We start from the raw sequence: 20,055 nt of genomic DNA, 5'->3' as shown, positions 1-20,055 counted from the left end.
GTAAAAAGGTCCCGTCAGCGACGGGACCTTTTGTATGTTATTTCATTTGTTTGATCTTGTAGGAGGCGTTGGTCACTATCTTCACCGGCACCTTGATATCTTTCTTGATCCGTTTAGCCTTATTGGCCTTATACGTGTAAGTACCGTTCATTTCTGTATTCTGTGCACAGATGCTGGGTAAGCCGGTATTACGGTCAATGAGATAGTTGGTCATAATGTCTCCGCTGATCTCGGCGGTAGCCTCTATACCATCCTCAATGGTGAAGGTTTCTACTTTATTGGTGGAAACCTTGCCGGTACCATTGATCTTGGCAGTCTGTGCATCCCAGGTCTGCAGGTTCCAGTACAGGTCAATATTTCCTACCAGGCCTGTGCGGATAGGCACATTCTCTTCCCAGCGGGTACCGGTTTTGATGCTGCGTACGGGATATATTATCAGGAGTTGTTCCAGCCATGAGCGGAAGGCATTGGTCCCAAACTGATCTTTCATGAGTTTCTTGTAGGCTTCCTGCTCATCCTCTTTCAGGTTGGTGAAGGTAGCAGATGCCTTATCGAGCAATTCATCCAGCCCGGTGATCTTGTTAATGAAACCGGTAGACGCGAGGTCTACGGTAAAAGGATGGTCCAGTATGCTTTTCAGGGCCGCCTGGAAAGGTTCTTTATCGTTCGGTACATTCGCATCAACGAGAATGTTCTGGTTGCGTGCGTTGAAATTGAATTTAAGTTCTTTATACCGGAAGGTCAGGTAGGCATGGCCCGGGCTGACATCGTCAATATTAATGCTGATCGTATTGTTAAAATCGCGTGTTACACGTTGCATCACATCATCAACGGTAGTATAGGTTTCACTGCGGCTCTCCTGTTTCAGTTCAAACTGTTGTCCTTTTAAAAAGCTGTAGCCAAGGTCTACATAATCTCTTTTTTCATCTGACTGGGCTTTTACAGGCAGAGCCAGCACTGCTCCCATCGCCATTGACACCAAAAATCGCTTCATCATTACGCTATATTTATTATACATACTTTTCAATTACGCCCAGGCCGAAAAGGGCAAAATCATATTTGGCAGGGTCCAGCGGGTCCAGTTGCCTGAGCTGCCTGGTTAAGTCCAGCGCTGTTTTCCAATCTGACTTCGCGGCAGGGATCAATCCCAGTCTGGTGGCCACTCTACCAACATGTACATCCATCGGACATACCAGCTGAGATGGCTGAATGTGTTGCCATAGTCCAAAATCCACGCCATTTTCATCTTTCCTGACCATCCAGCGAAGGTACATATTCAATCTTTTACAGGCGGAATTTCTCGCCGGGGTTGAAATATGTTTCCGGGTCCGTTCCGGGTGTTCCGGCAGGAAGAACATGTGATGAAAGCCACGGAGTGCTTTTTCGATGGTTTCGTCTTCCGGGGTGATATGCCCGCTGAAGGCAAATTCAAGGGAAGTGATATCTGTATAATATCCCTGGAGGAATTCTACAAAATACATCAGGTCTACCCCGTTAAATGTCCGGTGGCAGAACTGGAGTAGTTTCATCCGTTCCTTGGGTTTGTGATTAACGATGAAGTCGTAGGGCGCATCATCCATTAATTTCATCAGCTCAGTGCACTTATTAATAATGGTGGTACGGTTACCCCAGGCAAGAATGGCAGCAAATAAACCGGAAATTTCAATGTCCTGAAGTTTCGTAAACCTGTGCGGGATGCATATAGGATCGCCCGGGATAAATTCGGGGGTATTATAGTGGGCCGCTTTTGCGTCTAAAAAAGCCTTCAGTTGCTGGAATTTCATAATGGTATGATCGGTTTAGTGCTGATGACTCCGGAGTGCGGTACGCCGGCAGTCCGAAAAATAAGGAAAGTAGTTCACACTACAGGAATTTATATAGATAACAGTTTATCTTCTATAGACAACTGATAGTGAGTATTTGTGAGTATTTCAGGCCGACATACACCGGGCTGCAGCCGGGGGAAAGATTTGAGGATGTATATAGGGACACATCCTCAAACCGGAGTATGTAATATGCTTATCCGATGGCTTTCTGCAGGTCGGCAATGAGATCTTCTGCATCTTCGATACCTACGCTAAGGCGGATGAGGGAATCCACCAGGCCGTTGGCAATACGGTCTTCCCGTGGTATAGAAGCATGGGTCATACTGGCAGGGTGTCCTATCAGCGATTCCACGCCGCCTAGTGATTCGGCGAGTGAGAACAGATGGGTGCCGCTTAATACTTTAAAGGCTGCCTCCTGGCTATCGTCTTTAAGGGTGAAAGAGATCATACCGCCAAAGCCTCTCATCTGCTGTTTGGCAATGTGGTGGTTAGGATGATCTTCAAAGCCGCACCAGTATACTTTAGCCACTTTCGGATGCTGGCGGAGGAAGTGAGCAATGGCCGCGCCATTCTCACAATGCCGCTGCATACGTACGTGCAGGGTTTTTAGTCCGCGTAACACCAGGAAGCAGTCCTGCGGACCAGGTACTGCACCGCAGCTGTTCTGTATGAAGTAGAGTTGTTTGGCCAGGGCTTCATCTTTTACGATGATGGCGCCATGCACTACATCGCTGTGACCGCCCAGGTATTTCGTGGCGCTGTGTACAACGATATGTGCACCCAGGTCCAGGGGATTCTGCAAATAAGGGGACGCGAAGGTATTATCCACACAAAGCAGGATATTATGTTCCTGCGCAATTTTGGCGCTGGCGGCAACATCAATGATGTTCAGCAGTGGATTGGTGGGAGTTTCTATCCAGATCAGCTTTGTGTTGGCATTGATATACTTGCGGATATTTTCCGCCTCCTGCATGCCGATAAAATGGAATTTAATGCCATACCGTTCGAACACCTTGGTGAAAATACGGTAAGTGCCGCCATACAGATCGTTAGAGGCAATCACCTCGTCGCCCGGGTTGAGCAGCTTTAACACGGCATCAGTTGCGGCCAGGCCACTGCTGAAGGAGATGCCGTATTTACCATTCTCGATGGCAGCCAGGGCATCCTGTAATGCATCGCGGGTAGGGTTTTGTGTACGGGCATACTCATAGCCTTTATGTTGGCCGGGGGCGCTTTGTACATAGGTGGATGTCTGAAAGATAGGGGTCATTATCGCCCCGGTCGATGGATCCGGGCTTACGCCTGCGTGTATGAGTTTAGTTCCCAGCTTCATGCCTGAAATATTTTGTTGTTAGATGATCTCTTAGTCTGAAAGTTCCAAAGGTACTAATTCCGGCATTGCGGCGAATAAAGGGCAAAGGTCCTGCATATAGTTAACGCTGTGAGTGCTATCTCTAAGACTTCCAATAAGATAGGTCATCAGATAATAAAAAAGCTCAATAAGTAGTTCCACGCAATGCCAGACTGAGGTATAAATACGCCCTACAGGCCTGGTTTTTGTCCGAAATCGCTTTTAAAATATCCTTCACCGAAGAAAATGCAACATTCACGAACAAAATTTGTTCACTCAGCCGAAACCGTAGTTTCCGCGCAGTAATTCGCCCTACATTTGAAAAGGTTTTTCATAGGATATGGTTAAAATTCGTGGGCGGTAATCTTACCGCCTTTTTCTTACTTAATTAAAAAGCGAAGAGGTAATAGCAAGCTATTACCTCTTCGCTTTTATCTTTTAATCTGTAGTGTAAACAATCTTCCTTCGGTTGGGGTAAGATGATCTCGTATTCACATGTTGATCTGTAGTATCCTACTAATGATCAGAACGGGTTGTTATTTCTTTTTATCAGTCTTTGCGGAAGCCGCAGCTGCTTTTTCAGACCATTTGATAGGCAGGCTTACGCTGGTAGTATCCCAGGCCACTACGAGGTTAGCGCCGTAATCTGCTTTCTCGAAAACGATGGTGAATGGTTCTACAGGTGTATTCAGTTTATTAACCGGCACATCTGTTCTCACTACATCTTTGCGTTGATCGTATTTAAATGCACCCCAGATATCAGTTTCACGATTAACGATCATTGTCCACTTCTGTTCGGAAAGAAGCGCATAGAGCGTATAACGTCCTTTAGGAACCGTTTTGCCACCGATTACAACAGGGCGAAAGAACTCTATCTCTGTGGCTTCATTGGCGCCCAGGCGATAGATCTCGCCATAAGATTCCAGTTCGCCGAAGATCTTTCGGCCTTTTTTCTGCGGACGGCTGTAAATAACACGCGCTACCAGTGATCCGGGTTCGCCTTTTACTTTCACGACGTAGGGATACATTACAGGATAGTACGCCATGTCCATAGGGCTGGCATCTAAAGGGGGCATCTTTTTGTCCTGCGCATAGCTGGAAAGGCTGGTGAGGCCTGCTATGGCGATAAGCAGCATTACTCGTACTAAATTTTTCATTGTTGGCTATCAATTCAGATGTTAAGAATAATAGTGCAAACGTACGATTTAATGCGGGTAAGTTTTAACGAAGGCAGTCAATTCGGGAAAGAATGTACGGTAATGTGCAGCGAGTGTATCGTAATGTTCCTCCAGTACTGCAAAAGGAGCATCCGCCGTTACTTCAAGATATTTAGCCCTGTGTACGATACCGCTGAAGCTCTTATAAATACCGTCCATAAACCTGTATCCATACAGCCAGTCATGTTGCCGCATATAGTGGAATACCTGTTGGAATACAGGCGGCAGTATTGCATGATGACCGGCTAAAGTAGCATATACTTCTTTCGAAAAAGCAGATAACGTCGCAGCTGTAAAGATGGTAGTATCTGTGGCCAGGAAATGATCATATACGATGTCGATGAATACAGCGCTATACCTGCCACATGATGGCTGGAAATACTCTCTGGCGGCCATTGTAACAGGATGTGTATCTGTAAAATTATCAATAGCCCTGTGTAACTGTATACCTTGCTGTATAGCCGGTGCATACTCCTGCCATTGTTTTCCTTTTACATAATCGGCAATCATGTTGCCCACTATAAGCGACTGATCATGAAAAGAGAGATATGCGTGGGCCAGGTAATTCATACACTGAAGATAGAATAACTTTTGCAGCTGGTGTATTTTGCTTGCGGAGATGCTTATACAGCTTCAATGTTACGTGTGTGTTAAGACTGTCAATCAATTTGTTAAATCACCGCTTTAGGTGAGCTTTTATACCGTTTATGGTGATTGCCGGAGAAGAAAAATGTGCTGACATTTGTATCGTCATGTTGATAACAACCCGAAGTTAAACAGTGAATAAAAATCGTTAACCATTGATAAAGGGGACAAAAGAACTGCAAAAAATTCCATTCGTCATGATTGTGGAATTTCCCGTCCAGTTTAACAAAAGCTTAACGGAGACCGTTGCAACAATCGGGCTTTCAGTGCAACATGTGCATGGCAAAGGAAGTATATGAAAAGGTGGAGTAAGTTCAACATGCCAGCGATATAAGTGACTTTAGCCAAGTAATCTAGCGTATCCACTTATAACAAAGCATTTGACCCGCACACATTCTTACATGTACATTTACATCACAAAACAAACAAAAAAGTTTCCGCCATGAAACCTAGCATCAATTCAATTAACAACACTACGACATCTGTGGATGTCAACCGGTTGCAAGGTAACCGGTTCAGGAGAATGCTCCTTTTATTTGCTGCAGTACTTCTCTTCTCTGCACAATTTGCCTTTGCTGGCACCAAAGAAATGGAAGCCACTACCAAACTGAAACAGGCACTTAATAAAGAGTTTGCCGGTGCTTCAGATGTTAAGTGGTACAGTGAAGACAACAAAACGTTCATGGCTAAGTTTAGTCTGAACGCACGCAGCGTAACTGCTTATTTTGACGGAGATGGTAACCTGCTGGCTACCCGCCGTTATATTGACGAGCAGTATCTGCCCCTGGCTGTATCAAACAAACTGGCAAAACGTTATCCTAAAGATAAGGTACGCTGGGTTGTAGAATTTGAGAGTGAAGGCTCTACCGTTTATTATGTAACACTGGAAGGTGAAAAAACATGGAAAGTGATCAGATCAGGTGCTAACGGCGACCTGAGTGTTCACCAGAACCTGAAAAAAGTTTAGACGTCAGTTCATCAGTTGAAAGTCCATAGTCAGTATAGTCCATAGTAGCAGCAGCTATTATGGGCTATTTTTTTTAATTCCTTACCTTTGCCGTTCTCTATTGGATTTTAAACTTATAAACGGACATGAATAAAGGACCTGTTTCTCAATTTATCCAGCACCACTACCGCCACTTCAATGCGGCTGCGCTGGTGGATGCTGCCAAGGGATATGAAACACATTTGCTGGAGGGCGGTAAAATGCTGGTATCCCTTGCTGGTGCTATGAGTACCGCCGAGCTGGGTATTTCTTTTGCGGAAATGATCCGCCAGGGGAAAGTAGACATTATCTCCTGTACCGGTGCCAACCTGGAAGAGGATATCATGAACCTTGTAGCTCATACACATTACAAAAGGGTACCTCATTACCGTGACCTGAGCCCCCAGGAAGAGTGGGATCTGCTGCAGGATGGCTTTAACAGGGTAACAGATACCTGTATACCTGAGGAGGAAGCTTTCCGCCGTATACAGGAACATATTCATAAGATCTGGAAAGAGGCGGACGATAAAGGCGAACGCTACTTCCCGCACGAATATATGTACAAGCTGCTGCTAAGCGGCGCGATGAAAGAGCATTATGAGATCGATCCGAAAAACAGCTGGATGATCGCTGCTGCTGAACGTAACATTCCGATCGTTGTACCAGGATGGGAAGACAGCACCATGGGTAACATCTTCGCTTCCTATATCATCAAAGGCGAACTGAAGGCGTCTACCATGAAAAGCGGTATCGAATACATGGTATGGCTGGCCGACTGGTACCGTAACAATTCCGCTGGTAAGGGCGTAGGCTTCTTCCAGATCGGTGGCGGTATTGCGGGCGACTTCCCGATCTGCGTAGTACCAATGATGTACCAGGACCTGGAATGGCATGATGTGCCTTTCTGGAGCTATTTCTGCCAGATCTCTGACTCCACTACCTCTTATGGTTCTTACTCCGGGGCAGTGCCTAATGAGAAGATCACCTGGGGTAAACTGGATATCAATACGCCGAAATTTATCGTCGAATCTGATGCTACCATTGTAGCGCCATTGATATTTGCTTACCTGCTCGGCTGGTAAGAATATCCGTCAACAGATAAAATAATATAATTGAACGCTGATCATTACATTTTTTTGTGGTGATCAGCGTTTTACATTAGCAGAAGACTATCAGTTTTAATATAAAAAGGGTATATTGTACCCTTATAACTTCCAAATATGAAAAACATTATTCCACTTCTAACGGTGGCAGCCGCAGTAAGCATAAGCGCCTGCCAGTCTGGTACAAAAACCAACAATAATTCAACAGATAGTATGAGTACGAATCAAGACACTGTTTCCGCAGGACAGATATCAGATGCTGCATTTGACAAAATGGTTGATGGTAAACAGGTAAAACTGTACCACCTGAAAAAAGGCAATCTCCAGGTAGCCATCACAAACTATGGCGCCAAGATCGTTAGCTTGCTGGCTCCCGATAAGCAGGGCCAACTGGCGGATGTGGAACTGGGCTATGACAACATCGACCAGTATGTGAACACCAAGGAAAGGTATTATGGCGGTATTGTTGGACGTTACGGTAACCGTATTGCCAAAGGCAAATTCAAAGTGGATGGCAAAGAATACACCCTTGCTACAAACAATGGTGCAAATCACCTGCATGGCGGTAAAAAAGGCTTCAATGACGTGGTATGGGATGCTGAGCAGCCTAATGATCACACCCTGAAACTGCACTACCTGTCAAAAGACGGTGAAGAGGGATATCCCGGCAATCTGGACATCACGCTTACTTACGAGCTGACAGACAGCAATGAGGTAAAGATCGATTATACTGCTACTACCGATAAGGCTACTGTAGTAAACCTGACCAATCACTCTTTCTTTAACCTGCATGGCGCTGGTAACGGGGATATCAATGATCACATCATGTATATCAATGCCGATAAATATACCCCGGTTGACAGTACCCTGATCCCTAAGGGTAAACTGGAGCCTGTAAAAGGCACGCCGATGGACTTTACCACTCCTACCAAAATCGGAGAGAGAGTGGATGCTGACTTCGAGCAGCTGAAATTTGGTAAAGGTTATGATCACAACTATGTACTGAACAAGAAAGGTAAGGAACTGTCACTGGCAGCTACCGTACAGGAGCCACAGAGCGGCCGTTTCCTGGAAGTTTGGACGACAGAGCCTGGCGTACAGTTCTATGGCGGTAACTTCCTGGATGGTACCGACAAGGGCAAGGAAGGTAAAACCTACGTTCACCGTGGTGCTTTCTGCCTCGAAACACAACACTATCCTGATTCTCCAAACCAGCCATCTTTCCCTTCAGTGGTGCTGAAACCGGGAGAGACCTATACTTCTACCTGTGTGTACAAGTTTGGTGTGAAATAAGGCGGGATTTTAAGATAATTATGGGCCATAGTACCTGCGGGTGCTATGGCTTTTTTCATGCTTTTACATTCGTTTTGGTCTCCTTTTGATCAGGTACAAACAATGGTTCTCTATGGTCATCTTACGTTCATGCTACGTCTTTGAACGTAAGATCAACGTAAGTTAGCCATAGGAGAAGCATTGTTAAATCCTGATTAAATCGAAGTTTAATCCTCGGTTAAGCTTCGGTGCGACTTCGCTTCGACTATACTTCGACGCTATATCTACAGGCGCTGTAGGCCTGCGTTAACCCGGCTATTCTATAGCCGTGGCTATACAATAGCCGGGTTAACGCTCTAGTAGAGAGCCTATAAGCTATAGACTTCACCGAATCTGTACCGAATACCAACTATATCTTAAGTGTATTAGAAAAACAGGTCGGAAGCAATACCATCTGCAAACAATCTGCCTTCCGGGGTCAATACTAACGCTTCTTCTTTCAGCACCATCCAGCCCTTGTCAATAAAGGGACGGGCCATTTTCAGCAGGGTATCGCGTTTTTCGGTACCAAAGCGCTCAGCCACGACAGGCAGCAGGCAGCCCTGGGAAGTACGGAGGGTGGTCATGATGTATTCGTTCAACATCATGGATGGCGTCAGTTCCTCCAGTTCAAAAGGAACGGTGTCCTGCTCCAGGCTTTTGATATAAAGGGCATTGTTGGCGATGTTCCATTGGCGGGAATGGCCATTGAATGAATGCGCAGAGGGGCCTAATCCCAGGTAAGGCTGGGACTGCCAGTAACTGCTGTTGTGCCGGGAATGCCATCCGGGCAGGGCAAAGTTGGAGATCTCGTAATGTTCATAGCCCGCCTTAGCTGTCCACTGCATGAGCAGCTCAAAGTGCCGGGCGGCCTTGTCGGTGTCTACGGCGGCTACTTTCTTTTTACGGATGAACTGGTCCAGGGCTGTGCCGGGTTCTACGGTAAGGGCGTAACAGGAAAGATGTTGTACGCCAAGATCGATCGCCTGTTGCACATTGGCGGCCCAGCCTTCATCTGTAAGGGTGGGACCGCCATAGATCAGGTCTATGGTCAGGTTATTAAATCCTGCGGCCTGGGCATCACGGATGCATTGCAGGGCCTGCCGGCTATCGTGCGCCCGGTTCATCCAGCGGAGGTCTTCCTCATGGAAGGATTGTACGCCGATGCTTAGCCGGTTAATGCCGGCGGCGCGCAGGTCGTGGAGCTTCCCGGGGCTGAGATCGTCAGGATTGGCCTCCAGGGTGATCTCTGCGTCAGGCGATATTTTGAATGTATTGTACAGTTTATCCAGCAGTTGCTGCAGGTCGTCCTTGTTAAGGAGACTGGGAGTTCCTCCGCCGAAATAAATACTGGTAACAGTCTGACCGGCGAGGTAGTCCTTTTGCAGGGTGATTTCCCGCAACATTTGCGTTATCAGGGCCGGTTGTTGTGCAAGAGAGGTGGAAAAATGAAAATTGCAGTAGTAACAAGCCTGTTTGCAAAAAGGAATATGTAGATAGATACCTGCCATGTTTCTGTTGTTCGATGAATTGGAATTGTTCTCTCTGCCATCTTCTTATAAGCAAGGGAGATCCCAATGAAAGCAGCGGCAAAGGTACGCTAATAGTGAGGTATATTCTTCCGGACGACACAGGCCCCGTCAATCTGGATGACAATATACTGCCCGCACGGGTAGCAGTACCGGTCGTTGCCAGCATAGCAATGGTGAACCATCGGGACAGTATATCAAAAACATGAAGTGCTGCGTTAATAGAAAATGATACAGCCTCGGAAGGGTTTTGGTATCTGTAATCCGTCTGTCAGTGCCGGGTGTTCATCAATTGAGACCGGGCAGGTGAAAGAGGACTGTAGATGTTTGCATTTGTAGTCCCGGATGCGGATATCGGGAGTGGGTGGATATGCTTAAATAAGTATATGGTTATTATAGCATACGAGGTACTGAGGATGGACAATTTTTATATCTTTGCCCGCAACTTTACACGGCATTTAAAAAATATTTCCTGGTGCGCAACTGGTTATTGTTTCTGTTCATTATACCCTGTTTACGTTTGGCTGCTCAGACGGATAGTACTGTACGGCAGGAGCCGGCAGTCCAGACTGCACCTGCAAAAGTGCAGAATATCCCCCGTGATACGGCTGCCAGGCCAGTGAAAAAGAAGGTGCCGGTAGTCAGGAAAGACAGTACAGGTGCGATAATAACCGGCAGTGCTGTAAGGCCTGCTGCTCCGGTGGCGCCTGTTGTGAATACGCCCGCTGCTCCGGTAACCCCGGCCGCAGTGGTTCCTCCCACTACAGCGGCCGCGGCTGACAGCGTACAGCAGCAGGCTGTTGTACCTTCGAGACAGGAAACGGCCTATGATCTGTTCCTGAAAGATCTGACAGCAAAGAATGTATTTTTAAGGAGTAATAAACCCTCCCGGCTGGATGTGAACAAGCTGAGAGTATATGAAGATCTTGACTGGCTGGTATATGTGATGACCGGTGTTGTGTTGCTGCTGGGAATCATCCGGTTGAGTTACCTGAAATACTTCTCTGACCTGTTCCGGGCATTTATGAACCCCACGCTGAGTCAACGCCAGCTGAAGGACCAGTTATCGCAGTCGCCTTTCCCAAACTTCCTGCTGAACAGCTTTTTTGTGATCAGCCTGGCATTGTACCTCTACCTGCTGATGTACCGTCAGCAGTATATTCCCAGCAATACCGCCTGGATGGCCATACCTGGCCTGATCGTGCTGGTGGCGATAGTGTATGGGGTAAAGTACCTGATGCTGCGCTTCTGTGGCTGGTTATTCGGCAGTAGCGAACTGGCAGATGCCTATATTTTTATTTTGTACCTGATCAACAAAGTTTTGGGCATTTTGCTGGTGCCGTTCCTGGTGATCTTAGCTTTTTGTACGCCGGAATTGGCAAAAGCCTTTATGTATATCTCTATATTCTTTATTGTTTTATTGGTGGCGTACCGGTATATCAGGTCGTATTCAGTGGTAAAACAATACTTATCTTTCAGCAGATTGCATTTTTTTCTTTACCTTTGCGCATTCGAAGTAGCGCCGGTTTTAATAATAACTAAGGTGTTGCTGGTCGCGTTAACTGGCGGTCTCTGATTTTAAAACCGCCTATTGTTAACACAAGAGCAAAAAAACGTATGATTAAAGGCGGGCCAAAAAAAGATTTGCAAGCAAAACACATTCAGTCAATTCTAATTTCCCAACCTAAGCCTGAAACAGAAAAATCACCATACTTTGAACTAGCGAAAAAATTCAATGTAAAATTGGATTTTTATCCGTTTATAAGGGTGGAGGGACTGTCCGCAAAAGACTTCAGGAAACAAAAGATTGACATACAGAATTTTACGGCTGTTATTTTTACCAGCCGGAACGCTGTAGACCATTTTTTCAGGATCTGTGAGGAAATGAAGATCAAGGTGTCGCAGGACTGTAAGTACTTCTGTATCACAGAAGCTATTGCCCTGTATTTGCAGAAATTCATCCTGTACCGGAAACGTAAGGTATTCTACGGTGCTGACGGGTCTACCAAAAGCCTGCTGGAAGTGATGAACAAGCACCGTGACAATGAAAAGTTCCTGTTCCCCAGCTCTGATAGTCAGCGAAAAGACATTGAAGAATGGCTGAAAGCCAATAAGTGCGAATACGCCACTGCCACACTGTATAAAACAGTTTCTAACGACGTGAAGGAGTTGCTGGAAGCTACTGAATATGATATGATCGTCTTCTTCAGTCCTTACGGTGTAAAATCACTGTTTGAGAACGTACCGAAGTTCGAGCAGAATGGCACCCGTATCGGCTCTTTTGGTCCTACTACCTCAGCAGCTGTTGAGGAGGCAGGCCTGAGGCTGGATGTGAAAGCCCCTACTCCGCAGGCGCCTTCTATGGTAGCGGCTCTTGAGCAATACCTGGCGGCGATAAACAAAAAATAACACGAAAATTACCGGAAAATAATTGATTAAAGGGACAGCAAAAGCTGTCCCTTTGTTATATTTGGGTAACAAAAGGGGATTAGGGAATACTGGCAAACCAGAATACTGTAGAAAAACAACAGAATAACCATAACTGTGAACAGACTAGCGAAAGAAACCAGTCCTTACCTGCTGCAGCACGCACACAACCCGGTAGATTGGTATCCATGGGGAGATGAAGCGCTGCAAAGGGCCAAAGCAGAAGATAAACCTATTTTAGTCAGTATCGGATATGCCGCCTGCCACTGGTGTCATGTTATGGAGCGGGAGAGTTTCGAAGATGTAGAAACCGCCCGTATCATGAACGAGCTTTTCATTAATATCAAGATAGACAGGGAAGAACGTCCCGATCTGGACCACATCTACATGGATGCGGTGCAGGCAATGACAGGTTCCGGCGGTTGGCCGCTGAATGTGTTCCTGACACCCGATAAACTGCCGTTTTACGGAGGAACTTATTTCCCTCCCGTGAAAGCTTTTAACCGTCCTTCCTGGAAGGAAGTGTTGCTGGCCTTGTCCCAGGCTTTCAGGGAGCGCAGGGAAGATCTTGAAACACAGGCAGAAAACATGCGGGAGCACCTGACGCAGGCTTCCCGGTTCGGTGAGAAACCCATTGATCTGCAATTGGTGCCGAAGGAAGAGTTGTTTACGCGGGAACAGTGTAACACGATCTTCAGCAACATGATGCAGCAGGGAGACAAAATATGGGGAGGCTTTGGTAGTGCCCCCAAGTTTCCCGGAACATTTATTATTCAGTACCTGCTAAGGTATCACCATAGTTTCAATGAGCCACAGGCGCTACAACAGGCCCTGTTATCCCTGGATAAAATGATCCAGGGAGGGATCTATGATCAGCTGGGCGGCGGATTTGCCCGTTACAGCACGGATGCCAAATGGCTGGCGCCCCATTTTGAGAAGATGCTGTATGACAATGCGTTGCTGGTGGATGTGATGAGTGAGGCATATCAGCTGACGGGGAATGAGTTGTATGCAAGCACGATAGCAGATACCCTTGGCTTTGTGGAAAGGGAGATGACGGATGCCGGCGGCGGCTTTTATAGTGCGCTGGATGCAGATTCTGAAGGTGTAGAGGGGAAATTCTATACCTGGAGCCGGGAGGAAATAGAAGCGGTGCTCGGGCCGGATGCCGCCTTATTCTGTGCGTTCTATGATGTAACGGAACACGGTAACTGGGAGGAAACCAATATCTTATGGATCACGAAGCCGGCGTCGGTTTTTGCGGCGGAGAACGGGATGACCGAAGAAGCATTGGAAAGAAACCTGGCAGTGAGCAGAGAAAAACTGATGGCGGTGCGGGCGAAGCGGATCAGGCCGGGGCTGGATGACAAGATCATACTGGGGTGGAATGCGCTGATGATACACGCTTGTTGTAGGGCTTACGCCGCACTTGGGGTAGAGAAGTACCGGGAGATGGGCGTAAATGCAATGAAATTTTGCCTGAATAATCTGCAACAGCTTGATAAACAGTCTTTTTTTCATACATTTAAAGCCGGCGTAGCGAAATATCCGGCATTCCTGGATGATTATGCGTGGCTGGTACGTGCTTTGATCGCTTTGCAGGAAGTAACAGGAGATGCTGATTGGTTAGAAAAAGCCCGGGAAATAACGGAGTATGTCATTACGAACTTTTCAGATGAAGGGGACATCTATTTCTACTATACGGAAGCCGGCCAAACCGATGTAATTGTACGTAAGAAGGAAGTTTATGATGGAGCCACTCCCAGTGGCAATGCCGTAATGGCGTCAAATCTGCTCTATCTATCAATCGTTTATGACAAAAAACAGTGGTCAGAGCGGGGCGTAGCTATGCTGGCAGGGCAGTCGCAGATGGCGGTGAGGTATTCCACTTCCTTTGGCGTATGGGCGGGGCTGTTATTACAGCTGGTGCAGGGAGTAAAAGAGATAGCGGTGGTAGGAAAAGATTATAAATCCCGGATGCAGGATACTAACAGGCATTATATTCCGTTTAAAGTAATATTGGGAGCTACAACTGATACACCCGGAATCCCGCTGTTAGAGCAGAGGGAACGGCCAGGAGAGACGCTTATATATGTCTGTGAGCATTATCATTGTATTAAGCCAGTTAATTATATAGAGGAAATAATTAATTTAAAATAATATTTATGTATCTTGCATGACCATATCTGTGTAAAAAGCGCACGGAAAAATGATTTTGGAAGATATAATAAAATGTTAAAAAGCACGTTTAATTTAAACGTCACGCTTCCCTCAGGGGGCATGAAAAAGTTGGATGAAAACTAACTACGGATTAAAATTAATCGTTACATTTGTTATCTTGCTTAAGAGTGGAGAGAGATTGAGCAGAGGGGTAGAGTGCTGACTTTGAAGAAAAATACCTTCCAAAAAAGGGAATGAATTTAAAAAGTGAAACCAACAAGTAGAACAACCGCTAAATTTCTGAAGTTGCCCTTAACAACTTTAGGGTCATTGAGTGTGAATGGCTCGTTGGTTAACGGTCAGACCGGACAGACCGGCACGACCTTCGGCCATGTTTCAGAACATAGCGACACCCTCAGTAGCATTGTGGCCAATGTAAACTGCGTCGCCTACGAAATAAATGATTTTCAATGAAAGCTACCCTTATGAAGCTTAATTTTTCAAGTGGTCTGTTAGCAGTATTGCTGGTAAGCCTGCTCGCCAGCTGCGGTGGTAGTAAAACCCCCAAAAATGCGCAAGGACAGCTGATCGGCGTAAGTCCCAGACCTAAGTATTTCCCGCCAGTACCCTATGGAATGGTTTATGTTCCTTCCGGAACTTTTCACATGGGTCCCAGCGATGAGGATTTGAACTACGCGTACACCGCCCGTAACAAGTCTATTTCCATCTCCGGTTTCTATATGGATGCTACGGAGATCACAAATAACGAGTACAGGCAGTTTGTACAGTGGGTGACAGATTCTATTGCCCACATTATGCTGGGTGACGTAAAGAACGATGGTGGTGAGGATTATATCGATTGGAAGAAGAAAATCAATTACAGGGACAAATCCACCATGGAGAAACTGGAGGGTATGACCTATGCGCCTGAAGACCGTCTGTATGGACGTAAGGAATTCGATGTGCGTAAGTTGGTTTACCATGCCGAGACCTTCAACTGGGAACAGGCCAAATTGCGTGAGAACGCGAACAAATCCCGTTCTAAATTCATTGTTAAGAAAGATGTTGCGATTTATCCTGACACGCTGTGCTGGATCCGTGACTTCTCTTACGCTTACAATGAGCCGATGACGAGGATGTACTTCTGGCACCCTGCGTTCGATAACTATCCGGTAGTAGGCGTGACCTGGCACCAGGCTAACGCATTCGCAGAATGGCGTAGTAAGTTCTGGGAAGACTATCGTATCTCTAAGAAATTATTCACTGAAGATAAATTCCAGCTTCCTTCAGAAGCGCAGTGGGAATATGCAGCACGTGGTGGCAGAGAGCAATCTCCTTACCCATGGGGTGGTTATTACCTGCGTAACAAAAAAGGTTGCTTGCTGGCTAACTTTAAACCAGGTCGTGGTAACTATCCTGAGGACGGTGGTTTCTACACTGTAAGAGCGGATGCTTACTGGCCAAACGACTATGGTTTATATAACATGTCAGGGAACGTAGCTGAATGGACACAGGACATTTATTATGAGAACGCGTACTCTTTCACATCTGATATGAACCCGTACCTCCGTATGGACATACCGGATACCGCGGTTCCGAAAATGAAACGTAAAGCTGTAAGAGGTGGTTCCTGGAAAGATATCGGGTATTTCCTCCAGACAGGTACACGTTCCTACGAATATCAGGATAGTGCTAAATCTTACATTGGATTCAGATGTACGATCGCATTCCTGAGCCGTTCTAAAAACGATTTTGGTCACAGGTAAGAACTATAGTAACAGCAACTACGGATAGATGAGCGAGAAAACAGGCAGTATCGAAGAGACAGGACCAATATTCCTGTATGCCTTTGGGACGGGCATGTGTGAGGTAATCAAACTTAAATATTTTGATATGAGACACCGTATGATGTACAATGGGAAACTGCAAATCATCGTTGAGCAACAACTATTCCATAACAATTTAACCTTTAACACTTTAACCAGTAAATTTTGACCTATGGCTATGAATCCTACTACATCGAAATGGCTTAATTTCTTTGTTTGTGTCGCAGCATCAGTAGTAATTATCGGAGCGTTGTTCAAACTGCAACACTGGCCAGGCGCAGATATCGCCCTGATCGTTGGTTTGAGCACTGAAGCGCTTATCTTCTTCGTTTATGCATTCGTACCAGATAGTGGTGGTCACGAGGGTGCTGCTCAGGTAGCAGTTGTATCCGGTGGTAGCCCTGCGCTGGCTGGTCTGGATAAAATGCTTGAAGAAGCTGACATCACTCCGGTTAGTCTGCAGCGTCTGAGCGAAAACTTCCAGAAATTAGGTTCCACTGTAGATAAGATGCGGGATATCAGTGACGTAGTTGCCGCTACAGGTGATTACACACAAAAAACAAGAGAAGCTGCCAGCGCTATCGGTAACGTAGCTCATGCTTACACTACTGCTGCTTCAGCTGTATCTTCTTTCAACAGCGCTTCTGAATCTACAAGAAGCTTCCACGAGCAGATGCAGGGTATGACCAAAAACCTGGCTTCCCTGAATGCTATCTACGAACTGGAACTGCAGGATACTAACAATCACCTGAAAGCTATGAACAACTTCTATAGCAATCTGCTGAATGTATCCCAGGCAATGACCAGCAGCGTAGACGATGCGCGCAAAACACAGGATCAGATCTCTAAACTGGCTCACAACCTGACTAGCCTGAACACCGTTTACGGTAACATGCTCAGCGCTATGCACAGTGCGAGATAAGGTAACGCTAATAGTTTTTTGAATTAACAACAGACAATCATTCAAACCTGAGAACAAACTATGGCACTACCTAAAGATCCCAGGCAAAAGATGATCAATATCATGTACCTGGTCTTGACGGCCATGCTGGCATTGAACGTCTCTGCTGAGATATTGAACGCATTTAATATAGTAAACAACTCAATAGAAACATCGAATACTTCGATCACTGGTAAAAATAACGATACCTACGCTGCTTTCGAACAGAAAATGTCGGAGGATGCTGCAAAAACAGGTCCTTTCAAGCAGAAAGCAGAACAGGTAAAAGCAGCTTCTGCGGAAATGTACACTTTCCTGGATTCACTGAAAGCGCAAATTGTTAGAGCGAGTGGTGGACTTGATGAATTCGGTGAACTGAAAAGCAAAGATAACCTGGATGCTCCTACCTATGTGATGGAGAATCAGAAACAGGGTCCTTTGCTGCAACAGAAACTGACTGAATTACGTAACAAGCTGCTGACTTATGTAGATGCGAAGGATAAAGCAAAGTTTGAAAAATCTCTTCCTTTGCATATCGAGGTTGGTAAATCACACGGCGGTGGTCATGGTCCTGTTAAAAAAGACTGGACTTCCTACCACTTCAACATGGTGCCTACCATAGCAGCAGTTACCATCCTCAGTAAATTCCAGAACGACATCAAGAACTCAGAAGCCCTGATCATTGATGACCTGTACGCGCAGATCGGTAAGAGAGATTTCCATTTTGATAAAATCAAGCCTTTCGTTTCTCTGAACTCAAAGAACCTGATGGAAGGACAAACGTTGACAGCTCAGGTAGCAGTAGGTGCTTACAGCAGTACTGTAAATCCTGAGATCGTTGTAAACGGTTCTTCTGTAACTGCGAGCGAAGGTCTGGGGCAATACCAAATGGTGGTTTCCGGTATCGGTGAAAAAACCATCTCTGGTAGTGTTAAAATGACCGATCCAAGTGGCCAGGTAATTAACATGCCTTTCAGCGAAACTTATAGTGTAGGTGCTTCTACTACTTCCATCTCTGCCGACAAAATGAACGTACTGTACATTGGTCTGCAGAACCCGATCTCCATCTCTGCCGGTGGTGTTCCTGCTGAAAAAGTATCTGCAGGTATCAATAACGGTAGCATGAGCAAGACTGGTGCTGGTAAGTACTCTGTAGTGGTAAACAAACCAGGTACTGCGATGATCACTGTAAGTGGTGATATCGATGGTAAGGTAAAAACATTGGGTTCAAAAGAATTCCGTATCAAATACATTCCCGACCCGGTGCTGAAAGTGGGTATGAGCAGAGGTCCTTTCATGAAAGCGGCCGAGTTCAAAGTACAGGGTGGTTTGCGTGCTGACCTGGAAGACTTCCTTTTCGAAGGTGTTCGATACGAAGTTGTTAGCTATCGTATCGGTATCGATGCAAAAGGTAAGGACTATGCAGAAGCTGATGCAAACTCCGCTTACTTCCCAAGCAGCGTAATGCCGGCGATCCGTTCCATGAGAGCAGGTGATATCGTATACTTCGATAACATCCGCGTAAAAGGTCCGGATGGAAGGGTAAGAGATATGCCTAACGTCAATTTCAAGATTAACTAATATTATTTTTCTATGCGAGCAGTCATCCTTAACAGAATTGGTTGGTGTTCCCTCCTGTTGGTCCTAGTACTGGCATCAGAGGTTAACGCACAAGGACGCCGTCGTGGCGGAGGAACAACACGTCGTACTCCAGGCGTAGATAATACAACTACACCAACTCAGGATGCTTCAGTTGTAAATCCCGCTACCGGTAACAGCGTTGCCACACCACCACCGCCAGCTCCCGCTGCAGCAGAAGGGGCTTCCCTTCGCCCGGATGGTATCACTATTCCAGTAGATACCCCGCGCAAATCCCTGCGTACGGATGGCATTTCCGAAAAGAACTTCATCAAAGACCGTGTGCCTATCGCTTACGACCATATCCGCTCAGATGACGAATTCTGGGAAAAGAAGGTATGGCAGGTGATCGATACCCGCGAAAAGATGAACCTTCCTTTCCAGTACAATGTTGAGGATGAAAATGGTACTAACCAGCTGTTCATTAACATCCTGCTCAACGCGATTAAGAACAAGGAAGTTGAAGCGTTCAGCGCTATCGACGACAGGTTCACTACCGTACTGCCTTATACCGATATTCAGACTAAACTGAGCGGTGAAGAAAAAACAGTTCGTAGTATCGACCCTGTAACCGGTGAAGAGAAAATGGTAACTACCCGTGATGAGTTCGATCCACGTACTATCGTTCAGTACAAGATCAAAGAAATCTGGGTGTTCGATAAAGAAGCATCTGCACTGAAAGTACGTATCCTTGGTATTGCACCAATGGTAGCACGTATGAACGAAGATGGTTCCTTCCGTGCAGCTATCCCGCTGTTCTGGGTATATTATCCGGATCTGCGTCCTGTACTGGCCAGATACGATGTATACAACCAGAACAACGATGCGGCTACCATGAGTTGGGAAGACCTGTTTGAAATGCGTTTCTTCTCCAGCTTTGTGATCAAGGAAAACAACACTTACAACCGCGAGATCAAGGATTACATTAAAGATGGTACCATGCGCCTCCTGGAAGGTCAGGCGGTTAAGGATAAAATCTTTAACAAAGAACAGGATATGTGGCAGTATTAATCTGCTCGCAGTATAAAGAAACTGAAAGGGAGTCTGTTGAACAGGCTCCCTTTTTGTTTTGCCTTTTCCCTGTTACTTTTGTGTGC

General features: G+C 46.0%; 16 protein-coding genes. 10 read left to right on the top strand and 6 right to left on the bottom strand.

The features are described 5' to 3' along the window. Positions 1-37 precede the first annotated feature (37 nt). The 5 genes from L3C95_RS02080 to L3C95_RS02060 all read right to left on the bottom strand — a co-directional run bounded on the left by L3C95_RS02080 (position 38) and on the right by L3C95_RS02060 (position 4,964). Positions 38-997, bottom strand: a complete 960-nt coding sequence (locus L3C95_RS02080; protein ID WP_236384693.1) for a DUF6263 family protein — start codon at positions 995-997, stop codon at positions 38-40. Between the two features lie 13 nt (positions 998-1,010). Continuing rightward, on the bottom strand, positions 1,011-1,784 hold the full coding sequence (locus L3C95_RS02075) for a TIGR02757 family protein (protein WP_236384690.1): 774 nt from the start codon (positions 1,782-1,784) through the stop codon (positions 1,011-1,013). A gap of 235 nt (positions 1,785-2,019) precedes the next feature. Then, positions 2,020-3,159 (bottom strand): cystathionine gamma-synthase, encoded by a 1,140-nt coding sequence (locus tag L3C95_RS02070; RefSeq protein WP_236384689.1) that lies wholly within the window; start codon positions 3,157-3,159, stop codon positions 2,020-2,022. Between the two features lie 554 nt (positions 3,160-3,713). Next, positions 3,714-4,334 carry a DUF2911 domain-containing protein gene (locus tag L3C95_RS02065; RefSeq protein ID WP_236384687.1) on the bottom strand — a complete coding sequence of 207 codons (621 nt, stop codon included), beginning with the start codon at positions 4,332-4,334 and terminating at the stop codon, positions 3,714-3,716. A gap of 48 nt (positions 4,335-4,382) precedes the next feature. Beyond that, a complete protein-coding gene (locus L3C95_RS02060; protein WP_236384686.1) occupies positions 4,383-4,964 on the bottom strand; it encodes an ACP phosphodiesterase in 582 nt (193 codons plus the stop codon). Between the two features lie 517 nt (positions 4,965-5,481). On the opposite strand from L3C95_RS02060, the gene L3C95_RS02055 reads away from it, so the two are divergent. From L3C95_RS02055 to L3C95_RS02045, 3 genes are all read left to right on the top strand, one after another. Further along, on the top strand, positions 5,482-6,006 hold the full coding sequence (locus L3C95_RS02055) for a hypothetical protein (protein WP_236384679.1): 525 nt from the start codon (positions 5,482-5,484) through the stop codon (positions 6,004-6,006). A 125-nt stretch (positions 6,007-6,131) separates the two neighbouring features. Further along, positions 6,132-7,106, top strand: coding sequence for a deoxyhypusine synthase family protein (locus L3C95_RS02050; protein WP_236384677.1), 975 nt, complete (start codon positions 6,132-6,134; stop codon positions 7,104-7,106). A gap of 138 nt (positions 7,107-7,244) precedes the next feature. Beyond that, positions 7,245-8,420: an aldose epimerase family protein gene (locus L3C95_RS02045; RefSeq protein ID WP_236384675.1), complete on the top strand. Its 1,176-nt coding sequence runs from the start codon at positions 7,245-7,247 to the stop codon at positions 8,418-8,420. A gap of 404 nt (positions 8,421-8,824) precedes the next feature. On the opposite strand, the gene hemW is transcribed toward L3C95_RS02045, so the two are convergent. Further along, positions 8,825-9,949 (bottom strand): radical SAM family heme chaperone HemW, encoded by a 1,125-nt coding sequence (gene hemW, locus L3C95_RS02040; RefSeq protein ID WP_236384673.1) that lies wholly within the window; start codon positions 9,947-9,949, stop codon positions 8,825-8,827. 538 nt (positions 9,950-10,487) lie between these two features. Here hemW and L3C95_RS02035 point away from each other — a divergent pair. From L3C95_RS02035 to gldN, 7 genes are all read left to right on the top strand, one after another. After that, entirely contained in the window at positions 10,488-11,543 is a 1,056-nt protein-coding gene (locus L3C95_RS02035) for a DUF4271 domain-containing protein (RefSeq protein WP_236384671.1), read from the top strand. 41 nt (positions 11,544-11,584) lie between these two features. Further along, positions 11,585-12,376 carry a uroporphyrinogen-III synthase gene (locus L3C95_RS02030; RefSeq protein WP_410682353.1) on the top strand — a complete coding sequence of 264 codons (792 nt, stop codon included), beginning with the start codon at positions 11,585-11,587 and terminating at the stop codon, positions 12,374-12,376. Between the two features lie 135 nt (positions 12,377-12,511). Continuing rightward, complete coding sequence (locus tag L3C95_RS35075) at positions 12,512-14,554, top strand: thioredoxin domain-containing protein (protein WP_236384667.1); 2,043 nt, start codon at positions 12,512-12,514, stop codon at positions 14,552-14,554. Positions 14,555-15,024: 470 nt separating this feature from the next. Beyond that, positions 15,025-16,320, top strand: a complete 1,296-nt coding sequence (locus tag L3C95_RS02020) for an SUMF1/EgtB/PvdO family nonheme iron enzyme (protein WP_236384666.1) — start codon at positions 15,025-15,027, stop codon at positions 16,318-16,320. Between the two features lie 232 nt (positions 16,321-16,552). Beyond that, positions 16,553-17,302 (top strand): gliding motility protein GldL, encoded by a 750-nt coding sequence (gene gldL / locus L3C95_RS02015; RefSeq protein WP_236384655.1) that lies wholly within the window; start codon positions 16,553-16,555, stop codon positions 17,300-17,302. A gap of 60 nt (positions 17,303-17,362) precedes the next feature. Further along, entirely contained in the window at positions 17,363-18,901 is a 1,539-nt protein-coding gene (gldM, locus tag L3C95_RS02010; protein ID WP_236384652.1) for a gliding motility protein GldM, read from the top strand. A 12-nt stretch (positions 18,902-18,913) separates the two neighbouring features. Next, positions 18,914-19,969, top strand: coding sequence for a gliding motility protein GldN (gene gldN, locus L3C95_RS02005; protein ID WP_236384649.1), 1,056 nt, complete (start codon positions 18,914-18,916; stop codon positions 19,967-19,969). The last annotated feature ends 86 nt before the right edge of the window (positions 19,970-20,055 follow it).

This window comes from Chitinophaga filiformis (assembly GCF_021646545.1).
GTDB lineage: Bacteria > Bacteroidota > Bacteroidia > Chitinophagales > Chitinophagaceae > Chitinophaga > Chitinophaga filiformis_A.
The sequence above is the reverse complement of the archived record's forward strand: the minus strand, read 5'-3'. Positions and strand labels throughout refer to the sequence as shown.

Bases quoted from the DNA above. Each gene is read 5' to 3' on its own strand.
- L3C95_RS02080 (WP_236384693.1), bottom strand. From the start codon at position 997: ATGATGAAGCGATTTTTGGTGTCAATGGCGATGGGAGCAGTGCTGGCT.
- L3C95_RS02075 (WP_236384690.1), bottom strand. From the start codon at position 1,784: ATGAAATTCCAGCAACTGAAGGCTTTTTTAGACGCAAAAGCGGCCCAC.
- L3C95_RS02070 (WP_236384689.1), bottom strand. From the start codon at position 3,159: ATGAAGCTGGGAACTAAACTCATACACGCAGGCGTAAGCCCGGATCCA.
- L3C95_RS02065 (WP_236384687.1), bottom strand. From the start codon at position 4,334: ATGAAAAATTTAGTACGAGTAATGCTGCTTATCGCCATAGCAGGCCTC.
- L3C95_RS02060 (WP_236384686.1), bottom strand. From the start codon at position 4,964: ATGAATTACCTGGCCCACGCATATCTCTCTTTTCATGATCAGTCGCTT.
- L3C95_RS02055 (WP_236384679.1), top strand. From the start codon at position 5,482: ATGAAACCTAGCATCAATTCAATTAACAACACTACGACATCTGTGGAT.
- L3C95_RS02050 (WP_236384677.1), top strand. From the start codon at position 6,132: ATGAATAAAGGACCTGTTTCTCAATTTATCCAGCACCACTACCGCCAC.
- L3C95_RS02045 (WP_236384675.1), top strand. From the start codon at position 7,245: ATGAAAAACATTATTCCACTTCTAACGGTGGCAGCCGCAGTAAGCATA.
- hemW (WP_236384673.1), bottom strand. From the start codon at position 9,949: ATGGCAGGTATCTATCTACATATTCCTTTTTGCAAACAGGCTTGTTAC.
- L3C95_RS02030 (WP_410682353.1), top strand. From the start codon at position 11,585: ATGATTAAAGGCGGGCCAAAAAAAGATTTGCAAGCAAAACACATTCAG.
- L3C95_RS02020 (WP_236384666.1), top strand. From the start codon at position 15,025: ATGAAAGCTACCCTTATGAAGCTTAATTTTTCAAGTGGTCTGTTAGCA.
- gldL (WP_236384655.1), top strand. From the start codon at position 16,553: ATGGCTATGAATCCTACTACATCGAAATGGCTTAATTTCTTTGTTTGT.
- gldM (WP_236384652.1), top strand. From the start codon at position 17,363: ATGGCACTACCTAAAGATCCCAGGCAAAAGATGATCAATATCATGTAC.
- gldN (WP_236384649.1), top strand. From the start codon at position 18,914: ATGCGAGCAGTCATCCTTAACAGAATTGGTTGGTGTTCCCTCCTGTTG.